Origin of the sequence: Enterococcus sp. AZ095b (assembly GCF_051714725.1) — a bacterium.
Taxonomy (GTDB): domain Bacteria; phylum Bacillota; class Bacilli; order Lactobacillales; family Enterococcaceae; genus Enterococcus_B; species Enterococcus_B pernyi.
In genome coordinates this window covers 2,212,824-2,226,473 of sequence record NZ_JBIOSL010000001.1, presented here as the reverse complement: position 1 = coordinate 2,226,473, position 13,650 = coordinate 2,212,824, and the positions used below count along the sequence as shown (strand labels likewise).

Genomic DNA, 13,650 nt, shown 5'->3' with positions numbered 1-13,650 from the left:
TTGAACTTTTTTACAAATTCTGAAATATTGTTAAGTGAAAAATTATTGGAAATCTTATATTTCTTGATGGGACTAGTCTTGATCTATACGGGCCTTCGTAATGCCTTTGATAAAAGTAATCCTCATCGATTTGGTTCTGCCTTTTTCTGGACAGTTTTAGGAGTCGTGATTGCTGCTGGACGTTGGATATCTCCAACTTACAACGGAATCTTGATTTTCGCGATGACGATCCCAGCAATCACCAAAAGAGTGAGTAAAGGTGCAAGTCGTTTGCCATCAAAAGAATACATGGAAAAAATGTCAGATAAATTAGGGATGAAAATCTTTATTCCGGCATTGAGTATTGGGATCTTTGCCATTTTATTCGCACTATTCACTGATTTAGGTGCTTTAGTCGGTGTAGGTGTTGGGGTATTTGTAGCGATGTTGATCTTGATGTTCTTTTCAAGAGATAATCGACCAACGACTTTCTTGGATGATGCTTCAGACATGTTAGGTACAGTCGGTCCTTTAAGTATGTTACCGATGCTCTTAGCTTCATTGGGTGCGGTCTTCACGAGTGCAGGTGTTGGTACCGTGATTTCTAGTGCAGTCGGTACGATCGTTCCAGAAGGAAATGTCAATATTGGTATCATCATCTATGCGCTAGGAATGGTTCTATTTACAGTGATCATGGGGAATGCTTTTGCGGCAATCACCGTCATGACAGTCGGAATCGGTGCACCTTTTGTCTTTAGTCAAGGGGCTAATCCAGCATTGATCGGTATGGTCGCGTTGACATGCGGTTTCTGTGGAACGTTGTTGACACCGATGGCTGCTAACTTTAACGTAGTACCAGTGGCGATGTTAGAAATGAAAGATAAATACGGCGTGATCAAGAATCAACTATTTGTTGCTGTATTCATGCTGGTTTTCCAAATCATCTATATGATTTTATTTAAATAGTATCTTGAGCGAAAAAGAATCAATGATTTCCATAAAATATGGAGAAGATTGATTCTTTTTCTGAACAGCTAAGCATTTCATTATTGACTGTTTTTTGTTAAAATAGATAGACACTGAGTCCTTCTAATAGGAATGACTTACTGAAAGTACTAAATACACGAGTGAGAAACAATCAAATTTTAATGTTTAGTTAAATCTTTGAAGGATGAATTGAGCGCATCATTTTATAGAATAATGGAGGAATGAAAAATGAAAGTACTCGTAACTGGTTTTGATCCATTTGGTGGAGATAAAGTAAATCCTGCCTATGAAGCAGTCAAAAAAATGCCGTCTGAGATTGCCGGTGCAGAAATCATCAAATTAGAAGTTCCCACTGTTTTTGGTAAAAGTGGTCAAGTCGTAAAAGAAGCAATCCAAGAACATCAACCTGAAATCGTGATTTGTGTTGGTCAAGCGGGTGGACGTTCAGCGATTTCTTTTGAACGCGTAGCAATCAATCTAGCTGAAGCACGTATTGCAGATAATGAAGGTAACCAGCCATTTGATACGCCGTTAGAAGCAGACGGCCCAGCTGCTTACTTTACTTCATTACCAATCAAAGCAATGACAAAAAATGTCCATGAACATGGTTTACCAGCCTATATTTCTTATACAGCTGGTACGTTTGTTTGCAACGACATCATGTATCGATTGTTACACTTGATCGAAACAGAGTTCCCAACGATTCGTGGAGGCTTTATCCATGTACCATTCTCACCAGATCAAGTCATCGATCGCCCTGTAGGGACACCGGCAATGTCACTTGATGATATTGCGGCTTCATTGACTTATGCGGTAGAAGCAGCAGTCAACAACAAAGAAGATATTTCAGGTAACGCAGGAACAACTCACTGATAGTTAGCTGAAGCGCAGCAAGTGCAAGACACTCCTGTCACAACCTCAGCTTCACGTATGAAAAAAGCGAAAAGCCGAAAATAGCTCACATTATTTTCGGCTTTTTTGTTGCTCTTTGAACGTATTTATTTTTACTCTCTTAATTTAGAAAGGCAGGTGAAAGGTATGAATGAAAGTTGGCAAGCAATTTTTGATGAATGGTTCCCAAAAGAAATCAAGCAACACTACCCAATAAAAATCTCCAAACAATATACAAGTAGACAACGATGGGAAATCTATGAACGATTGACGAAACAACAACGAATTGTCATGGATCAACATCGTCGTTACTTGATCCACTCACGGTTTTTGGAAGAAAACTATTTAGCAGCAACGGATTGGATTTTTTCTGACTTTAAGATCAATCCATTTTATCGCACATCACGTAGGCAACAGAAACTTTATTGTGAATGTGGCCGTGAACTGAAAGTCCAATACATCGTTCGTTCCCCTAAAACAGGTAAGGAATTAAAACTAGGGATCAATCATTTTGCAGAACACTTGCACGTTAGTCCAACAGTTGCAGCGTCGATCAATCAGGGAATGACTAAAGTGGATCTAGCGCTGGATGAGATCCTCTGGCTGAAACAACAAAATATTGCCTTTCCTGAACGACTCTGGCAAGAATATTGTCTAATGTTGTATCATAATCGCCGGCTGAAACAACCGATTTTACCAGATAAAAAGCTGACTAAACGACTCACTGAATTTCGTCATGCCCAGTTACCGATTTATCTGGCAGACTATCAAGCAATGGAAAAGTACATCCAACAAGTGAGCTATCAGGCAAAAGAAAAGCCGAAAAAAATCCTTGAGAAAAAATCATTATTTGAGGATTTTTCAGAAGATTTGACTAAAGATGTTGAAGCGTTCTTGACTAATTATCAACTATTTCTTCGAAAAGATTGGTCATCTGTTTCAATGGCTGAGACAAGCCAACCATCTGTCGCTTTTTTTGCAGAGTTTATCGCTAATCTGCGAGAAGGATCGAAGAATGAAGCTGTAGACGTCGATCGATTAGCAAAAGAACAGCGTTTTATCCAACCGCAAATTTATTATTTTGTTTGGCAACAATATCAGCGTTATGGATTTACAACTGGTTTTTTCGATAGTATCCCTCGGGTGATGAGAAATGGTTTTCTAAAGATTTTACGCAAAGAACGCGAAGAAAAACAGCAAGCTACAACAAAAACTGTGACAGAAACTGAATGGCAAGAACTTGCAAAGAAAATCAAAAAACAATCAGTCGCCTCTTTGATCCAAGAATATGAACAAGCAGACTATGTATTTACTTCAGAACAACAGCTTGCATTAAAAAAATTCCAAGAATTGGAATCAGTGATACAAACGATGGATGAAGACATTAGAATGTTGCTCAAGGATTTGATTTAGTTGACTCGAACCGCTGAGAGAATCTTGGTATGACGATACCTAGAAATAAGCGAGAAAAGTCCCATCCTATTTTGGGTGACTTTCTCGCTTTAGTAAGAGGTTTGAAAAACAAACCAATTTCTAGTACAAGTTTATTTATTGTTTTCCATCAAGAAACATGGTGCGAAAAATATTCTGCTTCCATGCGCTGCATGCGCGCTCTTTCTTTTTTGTTGTACCAAGGAGAGATAGTAAAGGCTAATAAGTCATTGATCAAGTAAACAGAGCTATTGATAAACATAGCTAAACTAGCAGACCCATGGGTATAGGAAACATACCATAAGACCATTTGTGCAAGACCAGAAGCAAGCCACCAATAATACTGATTGTTGTAGCGAAGGAAGCTAATGATGCCGGCAGAAAGACTGATCGAAAAAGCAATGGCATCGATCCAAGGACGAGGGTCGTCTGTATACGTACCAATCAAATAACCTGAAATCAAGTAAACGAAAACAGTCCCGGTTAATGCAATCAACCAACTTTTTCCACTAAATTCTCGAATTTTAGAAGCCATATTATGATTCCATTCTTTACTTAATAAAACTGGGATATCCAATGTGACCATGTAAGCAATTTGTTCGCCGATACTTAAATAGTTTTTGGCAGAAAAGCCAACGACGATAAAACAAATAGCAGAGAGAATTCCTAGAATACCGTTGACTGATTTAGCGGCATTGATTGATAAAATACATAACACCCCTAGATTTGTCCCGATAAAGGTAATGATCGATAACCAAGTGATTGGCTGATTCACAAGTGTCATGACTTGGCAACCTAAGCTAAAATAGAATAGATAATAATTTTGTTGAGGCCAACCTTTCAATTGATGAATCAAAAATCTGAAATAATTACTCATAATAAAAAACTCCTTGAAACACAATATATAGTGTCTGTTTATTTTAGAGACACAAATTATTGTATTCCTTTTAAAATTTATTTCTAGTCTTTCATTTTAAAAAAATATATGTTATTATTCGATTTGATTGTTTTCTGAGAAACATTTACTTTCAAACGATGAAAAGTAGGAGGCCATTTGATGTGGTCTCTCTTTTTTTGTGCAGCGGGAGAAAAATCTATGCTATGTATAAAAGTATTGATAAGATAAAGGAAACAAAAAGATTGGAAGTGTGAGAATGAATTTAACAACCGTTCACCATGTTGCGATCATTGTGTCGGATTACCAAAAGTCACGTGCTTTTTATGTTGATTTGCTAGGTTTTGAAGTTATTCGTGAAAATTATCGAGAAGACCGTGGCGATTATAAGCTAGATTTAAAACTAGGAGATATGGAGCTTGAGATTTTTGGCATCAAAGACGCACCTAAAAGACCGAGCTATCCAGAAGCTTGTGGTTTGAGGCACTTAGCATTCAAAGTGGAACATATCGAAGAAACAGTCGCGGAACTACAAGGATTGGGGATTGAAACTGAACCAGTCCGTATCGATACCTTTACAGGCGAAAAAATGACTTTCTTTTTTGATCCGGACGGATTGCCGTTGGAGTTACACGAATAAAGGTAACAAATTTGTCACTTTTTCTTCCGTTCATTCGATTTTTTTCTTTCCTATTTCTTGTTATTCTAGAAAAAAACGGGGAGAGAGTGGAATGAAAAAAATAATCATTGCAGCATCGATTGCTATCATTGTTAGCTTAGCGGCTTCGTTAGGACTATTGGATGCAAACTTTTCTTTTGATGACATCAGTGACCAAGAATATCAAATCTCATTGCAAAAGGCAGTGTCTATTTTGCGAGATGAGTACCATGAAGAGAAAGTCAGTCGTATCCAGTTCAACCAATTAGACGAAGAACAAAGTAATAAAAAGATGTATGAATATATTTTTTATACTCCCAATCGAGTGATCACAGTGAATCCAATCTCAGGAAAGACGATGGTTGTTGATGAAAGCCGAAACGAACCAGGGCAATTCTTTCACTTGAAAACGATCCATCAAGTGAAACATCCACAGGCAGCAATGAAAGAAGCAGTCCATAAAGTCGGAAAACATCACGGGAAAGCAAAAAGTTGGGAAATCACGACAAAAAGTGGTCAATTGTATTATTCTGTAGCCGTCGATGGAATGAATCATTTAGAAGATGTATTGATCAGTGCTTGAAAGAGAAGTGGTTTCACTTCTCTTTTTTTATAGATAAGAGTAATCTAAAAGTGTAAAACAAAGAAGGGATTGAGGGAATCATGCAAAAAATGGTTTGTCCAAACTGTGGAAAAAAATTCACTTATGAAGAAGTAAATCATATCGTCGAACACGTAAAAAAAGAGATGCCGATTGTTTGCCCCTACTGTCGTTTTGAAGCAAAAACAATCGTTTCGAATGGTTATTTCGTGACACAAAAAATTGAAGATTATTTGAATTAGCTGTTTTGCTCTGAGATTTCATTATGGTAAAATGAAAAAAAGGAGTGTCAGAAATGATTCGTAATGCAAAAAAAGAAGATGCGGCAGCTATCGCTCCGCTTATTTTAGTTATATTGAAAGATATGGACTTACCGTTTCTTTTAAAGTACGGTGAAGAAAAAACATTAGAAGTCTTGGAAGAAGCCATTACAGACCCAGACTATCGTTACAGCTATACAAGAGGGATCGTTGATGAGCGAGAAGGCAAGGTAGCAGGAATCGTTTACGGTTATACAGACGAAGAAGAACCAATCATCGACCAGCCGTTAGAAAAAATCTTACAAAAGCATGGCATTTATGAGCAAGTAAAAATGTTTACGGATAGAGAAACATTCCCTGATGAATGGTATTTAGATTCTATCTGTGTTTCAGAAGAATTTAGAGGACAAGGAATCGGTTCCTCTTTGTTAGAAGCATTGCCACCAATCGTCAAAAAACAAAACCGCGATGTCATTGGACTAAGTTGCGATAAGCAAAACCCGCAAGCTAGAAAATTGTACGAGCGCCATGGGTTCAAAGTAATCGGGGAACGAACGATTAGTGGACATCTGTATGATCATATGCAAAAGAAAATCGTCTAGTGAGTTTTTATTGCTCAATCAAGCTTACCAGATTAACAAAATGCAGGCATACCTGAAAAGGTGTGTCTTTTTTTATTAATAAAAAAGTGAGGAATATCACATAATTCAAAAATAATTGTGAAAGAATATAAATACTATACGTTATGTTAAATGAAGAATGTATGAAAATAATGTAATTTTTCTATATAATTTCAGAAAAATATGTATTTTATCGATTTTTAGGAATATAATTACGAATGTTTTTATGTTATGAAATTTCACATATTGATGAAAAGAGATGAAAAAATGTTCAAAAATAAAGTTGTGAATCTTTCCCTAATGTCTGTTTTGCTTCTCCATTTATTTTTTCCAATCCAAGTAATTGCTGAGACATTTCTTCCACAAGATCCAGGAAGTGTTTATAATGATTTGACTGGTGATTATGGGGTATTAGGGATTGCTTCTCAGTTCCATGTGTTCGCAAAAGAAAAAACGACCATCAATGCGCATACAGAGGGGAATGTAGCAACGAGTGTTTTATCAGCAACGAATAACTTCGGTACATCGATCAGTACAGGGGATTTAAATAAAGAGATCAATTATGCACAATCCGTTGAGACAATCATTAGCTCAGCAGAAACTGCGGCTTCTGTTAAACGATCGAATAAATTTATTGTGGGACCAAACAATGTGATCACGACGGAAAACGATAAAATAATTGTCAATGGAACAAGATTGGATCATTTATCAGTGGATGAGTTCTATCAAGATCGAGAAGATGCTCAATATATTGATTTCAACAAAGAGTTTGAAAATTTAATGCTGACATCAAATATGTTGATGTCATTAGATCCATTAAAAACATATACGCCAGATGATTTCCCTGATATGAATAATCGTGTGATTGACTGTACAGATCTGGTTGGGGACCAGCCCTATGTCATCAATGTTGCTGCTTCTGTTCTGGCAAAGAATACCCCCTTACGAATCAACAATCCTGAGGGAAAAGTGCTTATAATCAATGTTGTCGATGCACCGACTAATTTTTCGGTACAATCCCAGATCCAATATAATAAACGTTCCAATCATCAAACAGAAGATTTTTCTGATGCCAATATTTCTTGGAATTTTGGTAATCTAACAGAAAAATTAGAAATCAATGCACCTTTCCAAGGAACGATTATTGCACCTTGTGCGGATATTACAGTCAATCAAAGTCAAGATGGAACGATCATAGGGAAAAATGTGATCTTGAATGCTACAACAAATCGTTGGGACCCAAATGAAATTTTTGCTGTACCAAATACGCATGATGACACGACAGATACAACAAGTAGCAGTACAGAACCAAGTACGAGTGAAAGCAGTACAGAACCAAGTACGAGTGAAAGCAGTACAGAGCCAAGTACGAGTAAAAGCAGTACAGAACCAAGCACAAGTAAAAGCAGTACAGAACCAAGTACGAGCGAAAGCAGTACAGAACCAAGGACAAGTGAAAGCAGTACAGAGCCAAGTACGAGTGAAAGCAGTACAGAGCCAAGTACGAGTAAAAGCAGTACAGAACCAAGCACAAGTAAAAGCAGTACAGAACCAAGTACGAGCGAAAGCAGTACAGAACCAAGGACAAGTGAAAGCAGTACAGAGCCAAGTACGAGTGAAAGCAGTACAGAGCCAAGCACGAGTGAAAGCAGTACCTATCCAGGTAAAAATGGAAAGCAATCAGATACAAGTACCACAACAAGTAGTGCTAGTAGTGTTTCATCAACAAACGAGTCTGACGAGCCTGTTATCAGTGGAGAAGGAACAGTTGAAAGCGATGGATCAGGTACGATGCAAATGAACGATAGACGTGAAAATAAAGTAGCGCTAACTGTTGAATCAAATACCAATAATGATGATCCTTCGACTAAGAATGTACAATCACAAAATCAACAGCTTTTCCCTCAAACAAATGGGGAAAGAAATAATTTGTGGATCATGGTAGGTGCAGTGCTTATCTATGTAGTGACACTTCTTTTCTATAGAAGAAAACAGGTGTAAAAGAAAAAACGAAGCTGTGACATCGATTGTCTGATCCCTTTAAACCTGAATAAACGGTGTTCCAGAAGTAACTCCTTTAAAAATAAGCCAGAAAACTCCAAAAATTTGAAAGACAATTTTCGGAGTTTTCTGGCTTATTTCTCGGAGCTGGACATTTCTGTCACAACCTTATTTTTAGTTGACATCAAAGCGATAAGAAAGAGGTGTTTCTTTGTCTTTGTTTTTTCGATAGAGCCAGTAATCAAGGACAGCAGCGATACAGATACAGATAGGCGCATTTTCTTCACAAGGGATATCAAGGACATAATAATCACCGGTAAAGAGGGTTGCTTTGTCCATTTCCATGATTGGTTCATTGAAATGCTGGATCTGATAACGATGATTATAGATATCTCCTTGAACAGTCCAATGTAATCGGCGAATATAATAAAAATCTCCTGGCCAATTGAAAATCTTTTGCATCGTACCGACTTTTTCGAAATCTTTATAAAGTTCAAAGCGTGTCCCAAATGTCAGACTGATTTGTTTGATATGAGCGACTAGATCTCCATTCATGGCATAAAGAGATAAAGCATCTCCTTTCGTTCCCCAGCGGCCGACCATCAAAAAAAGTGATTTGCCTTTTTCGTCTTTGACGATTGTCCGGGTCGCACGACTCAGCTGTTTTTCCTGAATGAAAAATTCTGACATATTTGTTCCCCTCTTTCTTCAAACAACTATAGATTTTCGTTGATTGCGCGTAAGATGGCTTTGCCAACACCCGATTCAAGGTTCGTGTCTGTTAAGTATTTAGCGTAATCTTTGACTTCGATCTCTGCATTTCCCATAGCGAAACTAACGCCGGCGGTTTGCAACATGCTGACATCATTGAAATTATCACCGATCGTCATGACTTCATCTAAAGTGATCCCTCGTTCATGAGCGACATGAGCAACTGCGATTCCTTTTTGAGCATTTTTATGGTTGACTTCAAGATTATTTTGACCAGAAGAGGTCACTGCCAGTTCGCCTAAATTACTGATTTCTTTCCCTACAGGGCCTAAAATACGTGGACCTTCAGTATGGAAACAGATGATTTTTAGGACTTCAAGTTTATCATCAAGTAGTAATTCGCGAATGCTGTCAACATAAGTGATGTGTAAGAGTTCAAGATTAGCTGAAGCCATGGCGATCGCCATTTTGTAAGTCAAATGGGGCATATGGGTCGCAATGGAAGAAGCAAAGCTTTCGATTCTTTTTGGTTGGCTTTCCGAATACAATCCTTGGTTTGTCGCTACCTCGTAATAAATACCATTTGCATCTAAAATATCCATAACTGTCATGGCTTGGGGACTTGGAATTGGTACTGTAAAAAGCGACTTACCGGATCTGTCAAAAACTTGCGCGCCATTCAAAGTGATCATCGCACAATCGATTCCTGCTTCATCTAAGGCTGCTCGTGCTTCTTGTGCGTTACGTCCAGTAGCGACCATAAATTCAATACCCAGCTCATTTGCCATGCGGATTGCTTCAGTATTTTCTGTTGAGATACTCATATGTGCATCGAGTAAAGTGCCGTCCATATCAGAGGCAATTAATTTGATCATGTGATTACCGTTCCTTTCCTTTTCTCCCTCCTAGTTTAACATACTAATGCGAGATAAGATGGAAGATTTTGACTTGTTAACAAATAATTTGTGAGTTATTCTGGAAAATAGGAGGTGGGAAATTTGAAGAAAATCATCCACAATAGTTGGCAAGAAGTATTAGCTGATGAATTTGAAAAAGATTACTATCAGCAGTTGAGAATATTTTTAAAAAATGAGTACGTAACTCAAAAAATCCATCCGGATATGTATCATGTTTATGAAGCGTTAGAGCTGACTCCCTATGAAGAAGTCAAAGTCGTGATTCTAGGACAAGACCCTTATCATGGAGTAAATCAAGCGCATGGTCTTTCTTTTTCCGTACAACCAGGAGTAAAAACACCACCGTCTCTGGTCAATATCTACAAGGAATTGAAGAATGACTTAGGGATCGAACCAGTTTCTCATGGGAATTTAGTGACTTGGGCCAAACAAGGTGTGCTGCTGTTGAATACTGTACTAACTGTCAGAGAAGGGCAAGCTTATTCTCATCGCGGAAAAGGCTGGGAACAATTGACGGATGCGATCATTGAAAAGCTGAATGAACGAGACAAACCGATCGTATTTATTCTTTGGGGGAAACCTGCACAAGAAAAAATGAAAATGATCGATAAAAGTCGACACATTATAATAACAGCCCCACATCCAAGCCCATTATCGGCGCATCGTGGCTTTTTTGGTTCAAAACCATTTTCAAAAACGAATGATGCGTTGCTTGCTCTGGGTGAAACACCGATTGATTGGCAACTGCCTAAAACAGTGTAATGATACAGCGCTTTCCTGTTATAGTGCAGTTTTTCCGGATTATGTGAAAAACTTAATTATTATCCATTATTTGACTGATACAGAAATTTAAAACTGTTCTTTTTTTTGATAATAGTGTATCATGGTAGTTAATAAAAATAACTGGGGGTCATCTTGTGGAATTGTTTGATAGTTTAAGATTTAAAATTGTACGTCGCGGCATCAAAATCGTGTTTCCAGAAGCAACGGATGCAAGAATTTTAGGAGCAGCAGCACGTTTAAAAGCAGAAGAATTAGTTGAACCGATTTTGATCGGTAGCAAAGAAGAAATTGAAGCAGCAGCAAATGCACGTGGTATCCAAACATCTAACTTCACGATCATCAATCCAAATGATTATGAAAAATGGGATGAAATGGTCGAAGCTTTTGTTGAACGCCGTAATGGAAAAGCAACAAAAGAACAAGCAGAAAAAATCTTAAAAGATGTCAATTACTTTGGAACAATGCTTACATATATGGGCATTGCTGATGGTATGGTTTCTGGAGCGATCCATTCAACCGGAGATACAGTACGTCCAGCACTACAAATCATCAAAACAAAACCAGGTGTAAGTCGTACAAGTGGTGCTATGATCATGGTTCGCGGTAGAGATCAAGAAAAGTATGTCTTTTCTGACTGTGCGATCAACGTGAATCCAAACGCACAAGAATTAGCTGAAATTGCTGTGGAATCAGCAAAAACAGCTGAACTATTCGATATCGATCCAAAAATCGCATTGATGAGCTTTTCAACAAAAGGTTCTGCAGCAGCTCCTGAAGTAGATAAAGTGGTTGAAGCAACAAGAATCGCGAAAGAATTAGCGCCTCAATATACGATCGATGGCGAATTACAATTTGATGCTTCTTACGTTCCAGCAGTCGCTCAATTAAAAGCCCCTGATTCTAAAGTGGCAGGTCAAGCAACAGTCTTTGTCTTCCCTGAATTACAATCAGGAAACATTGGCTACAAGATCGCTCAACGTTTTGGTAACTTTGAAGCAATCGGACCAATCTTACAAGGATTGAACAAACCAGTAAGTGACCTTTCTCGTGGTGCTAATGAAGAAGATGTCTACAAATTAGCAATCATTACAGGTGCACAAACATTATTAGATTAATCGAACAGTAGATCTAAAAAGAAAAGGGCTAGGGAGCTGAGGATTCCTGACTCTTTTCTTTTTTTTTGTTGGATTACACGTTATACTGACAAAAAAGAATGAGGAGAAATGATGATGATTGAATTAACAAGTGTGGCGATGACAGACCAATTAGCAGAAATCATTGGAAAAGTCGCTCATCCGGGAGATAATCTAGTGTTAACTGGCGATCTAGGTGCTGGTAAAACGACTTTGACAAAAGGAATTGCAAAAGGATTAGGCATCGTTCAAATGATCAAGAGTCCGACCTATACGATCATTCGGGAATATACACAAGGAAAAATGCCTTTGTACCATATGGATATCTATCGTGTCGCTGCTAGCGGTGCTGATTTGGGATTAGATGAATATTTTGAAGGTGATGGACTTTCAGTCATTGAGTGGGGAAATCTATTAGAAGATGCTTTACCTGAAGATTATTTGGAACTGATTATTGAGAAAAGTGATACAGAATTAGAAAAAAGATATGTGAAATTCCAATCATACGGACCGAATAGTCAAGAGTTTGAAAAACGTATCTATGAAGCATGGGCGAATTCTCATGGCTAATGATGTTGAACTGACGTTAAAAGAAGCGGAGAAATCAGATGCTGAAGGATTGTTAGTGATGCTACGCCAAGCGAGACAAGAAACGGATTATTTTGTTGTTGAGGAGCGTTCACTCAATAAAAGTAAAGAGGTACTTGCAACTGAATTGTCTCGAATAAAAGAAAGTGCAGAACATTTATTATTTTTAGCCTGTGTCAAAAAACAGGTGGTAGGTGTTGTTTCTGTTGCTCCCAAACCTGACTTGCCCCGTCATGGCGAAATAGGGATCAGTATCTTGAAAGAATATTGGGGAATGGGGTTAGGTACGATTCTTTTAGAGGAGGCAATCATTTGGGCTACAGAAAATGCGCGATTTAGTACGTTGGTTCTTGACGTATTGGCGGGCAATCAACGAGCCATAAATCTTTATCAAAAAATGGGGTTTCAAGAGGAAACCCAAAGTGTTGACTCTTCGAGAAGACAAGGTCAATCATTGGCGATAATCAAGATGAAACGAACGATCGAGCATAAAATAAACTGATTTCAAAAACAAAGAACCTGAAAAGTAGTTGTCCACTTTTCAGGTTCTTTATTTATCATCATCTTTGATTCTTTCGTACGAGGGAATCAACCAATAGAAATGCAAGAATTAGCTTATTTTAGCTAGTTGAACTATTTCACTGTGACTAATTTTTTCAATGGGTCTGTCCCAAAATATTTTTCCTGATATAACAAGATTTCCGCACATGCTCGACTATCTTCTAACGCATCATGGTGATTTTTCAACGTGATATCCAAATTTTCACAAACTGTATTCAAGCGATGATTTGGCATTTCTGGAAACAAGCGGCGACTTGTTTTGACGGTACACAATGAGAGATAGTTCGGTTGAGGCAACTGATAATAATCTAAACAACCAGCTAATACTTTTGTATCAAATGCGGCGTTATGCGCAACGACTAATCGGTTTTTTTGGAAATACTTTTCGATTTTCTGCCAAACATCTGGAAATTTAGGTGCCTGTTGGACATCTTCGGGTCGGATACCATGGATCTGGATGTTCCGCCAGAAAAATGGCGTTTCCGGTTGGATCAAGGTATAAAATTCATCGACAATCTGACTGTTCTCCACTTTGACAAGGGCTAAGGAACACGCACTATGAGATTGGTGGTTCGCAGTTTCAAAGTCCATCGCGATAAAATTCATTTTCAAATAAGCCTCCTTTAAAAAATAA

Annotated in this window: 16 protein-coding genes; 12 read left to right on the top strand and 4 right to left on the bottom strand. The window is 38.0% G+C overall.

Going from position 1 to position 13,650, the window contains the following annotated elements; genetic code table 11:
* From IGJ99_RS10640 to IGJ99_RS10630, 3 genes are all read left to right on the top strand, one after another.
* Positions 1-945: a DUF979 domain-containing protein gene (locus IGJ99_RS10640; RefSeq protein ID WP_438770924.1), complete on the top strand. Its 945-nt coding sequence runs from the start codon at positions 1-3 to the stop codon at positions 943-945.
* A 249-nt stretch (positions 946-1,194) separates the two neighbouring features.
* Positions 1,195-1,839, top strand: a complete 645-nt coding sequence (pcp, locus tag IGJ99_RS10635; protein WP_010734749.1) for a pyroglutamyl-peptidase I — start codon at positions 1,195-1,197, stop codon at positions 1,837-1,839.
* Positions 1,840-2,004: 165 nt separating this feature from the next.
* Positions 2,005-3,270 carry a hypothetical protein gene (locus IGJ99_RS10630; RefSeq protein WP_438770821.1) on the top strand — a complete coding sequence of 422 codons (1,266 nt, stop codon included), beginning with the start codon at positions 2,005-2,007 and terminating at the stop codon, positions 3,268-3,270.
* 148 nt (positions 3,271-3,418) lie between these two features.
* Here the strand turns inward: IGJ99_RS10630 and pnuC are convergent, their stop codons facing one another.
* Complete coding sequence (gene pnuC, locus IGJ99_RS10625; RefSeq protein ID WP_438770820.1) at positions 3,419-4,165, bottom strand: nicotinamide riboside transporter PnuC; 747 nt, start codon at positions 4,163-4,165, stop codon at positions 3,419-3,421.
* Between the two features lie 277 nt (positions 4,166-4,442).
* Between pnuC and gloA2 the strand changes: the two genes are divergently transcribed.
* From gloA2 to IGJ99_RS10600, 5 genes are all read left to right on the top strand, one after another.
* Positions 4,443-4,823: an SMU1112c/YaeR family gloxylase I-like metalloprotein gene (gloA2, locus tag IGJ99_RS10620; protein WP_010734753.1), complete on the top strand. Its 381-nt coding sequence runs from the start codon at positions 4,443-4,445 to the stop codon at positions 4,821-4,823.
* 91 nt (positions 4,824-4,914) lie between these two features.
* Positions 4,915-5,424, top strand: a complete 510-nt coding sequence (locus IGJ99_RS10615) for a hypothetical protein (protein ID WP_153830274.1) — start codon at positions 4,915-4,917, stop codon at positions 5,422-5,424.
* An 80-nt stretch (positions 5,425-5,504) separates the two neighbouring features.
* On the top strand, positions 5,505-5,684 hold the full coding sequence (locus IGJ99_RS10610) for a hypothetical protein (RefSeq protein ID WP_010734755.1): 180 nt from the start codon (positions 5,505-5,507) through the stop codon (positions 5,682-5,684).
* Positions 5,685-5,737: 53 nt separating this feature from the next.
* Positions 5,738-6,304, top strand: coding sequence for a GNAT family N-acetyltransferase (locus IGJ99_RS10605; protein ID WP_023520112.1), 567 nt, complete (start codon positions 5,738-5,740; stop codon positions 6,302-6,304).
* Positions 6,305-6,553: 249 nt separating this feature from the next.
* A complete protein-coding gene (locus tag IGJ99_RS10600) occupies positions 6,554-8,323 on the top strand; it encodes a hypothetical protein (protein ID WP_438770819.1) in 1,770 nt (589 codons plus the stop codon).
* A gap of 174 nt (positions 8,324-8,497) precedes the next feature.
* Here the strand turns inward: IGJ99_RS10600 and IGJ99_RS10595 are convergent, their stop codons facing one another.
* Both IGJ99_RS10595 and IGJ99_RS10590 read right to left on the bottom strand, forming a co-directional pair.
* Complete coding sequence (locus tag IGJ99_RS10595; protein WP_010734759.1) at positions 8,498-9,013, bottom strand: LURP-one-related/scramblase family protein; 516 nt, start codon at positions 9,011-9,013, stop codon at positions 8,498-8,500.
* Positions 9,014-9,039: 26 nt separating this feature from the next.
* Positions 9,040-9,909, bottom strand: coding sequence for a Cof-type HAD-IIB family hydrolase (locus IGJ99_RS10590; protein WP_023520110.1), 870 nt, complete (start codon positions 9,907-9,909; stop codon positions 9,040-9,042).
* Between the two features lie 123 nt (positions 9,910-10,032).
* On the opposite strand from IGJ99_RS10590, the gene IGJ99_RS10585 reads away from it, so the two are divergent.
* The 4 genes from IGJ99_RS10585 to IGJ99_RS10570 all read left to right on the top strand — a co-directional run bounded on the left by IGJ99_RS10585 (position 10,033) and on the right by IGJ99_RS10570 (position 12,957).
* Positions 10,033-10,713 carry a uracil-DNA glycosylase gene (locus tag IGJ99_RS10585; RefSeq protein WP_438770818.1) on the top strand — a complete coding sequence of 227 codons (681 nt, stop codon included), beginning with the start codon at positions 10,033-10,035 and terminating at the stop codon, positions 10,711-10,713.
* Positions 10,714-10,868: 155 nt separating this feature from the next.
* A complete protein-coding gene (pta, locus tag IGJ99_RS10580) occupies positions 10,869-11,849 on the top strand; it encodes a phosphate acetyltransferase (RefSeq protein WP_010734762.1) in 981 nt (326 codons plus the stop codon).
* A gap of 114 nt (positions 11,850-11,963) precedes the next feature.
* Positions 11,964-12,437, top strand: a complete 474-nt coding sequence (gene tsaE, locus IGJ99_RS10575) for a tRNA (adenosine(37)-N6)-threonylcarbamoyltransferase complex ATPase subunit type 1 TsaE (protein WP_023520108.1) — start codon at positions 11,964-11,966, stop codon at positions 12,435-12,437.
* Complete coding sequence (locus IGJ99_RS10570; protein ID WP_062804838.1) at positions 12,430-12,957, top strand: GNAT family N-acetyltransferase; 528 nt, start codon at positions 12,430-12,432, stop codon at positions 12,955-12,957. Before tsaE ends, IGJ99_RS10570 begins: the two co-directional genes overlap by 8 nt.
* A 131-nt stretch (positions 12,958-13,088) precedes the next feature.
* Here the strand turns inward: IGJ99_RS10570 and IGJ99_RS10565 are convergent, their stop codons facing one another.
* Positions 13,089-13,622, bottom strand: coding sequence for a 3'-5' exonuclease (locus IGJ99_RS10565; protein ID WP_010734765.1), 534 nt, complete (start codon positions 13,620-13,622; stop codon positions 13,089-13,091).
* Positions 13,623-13,650: the final 28 nt, after the last annotated feature.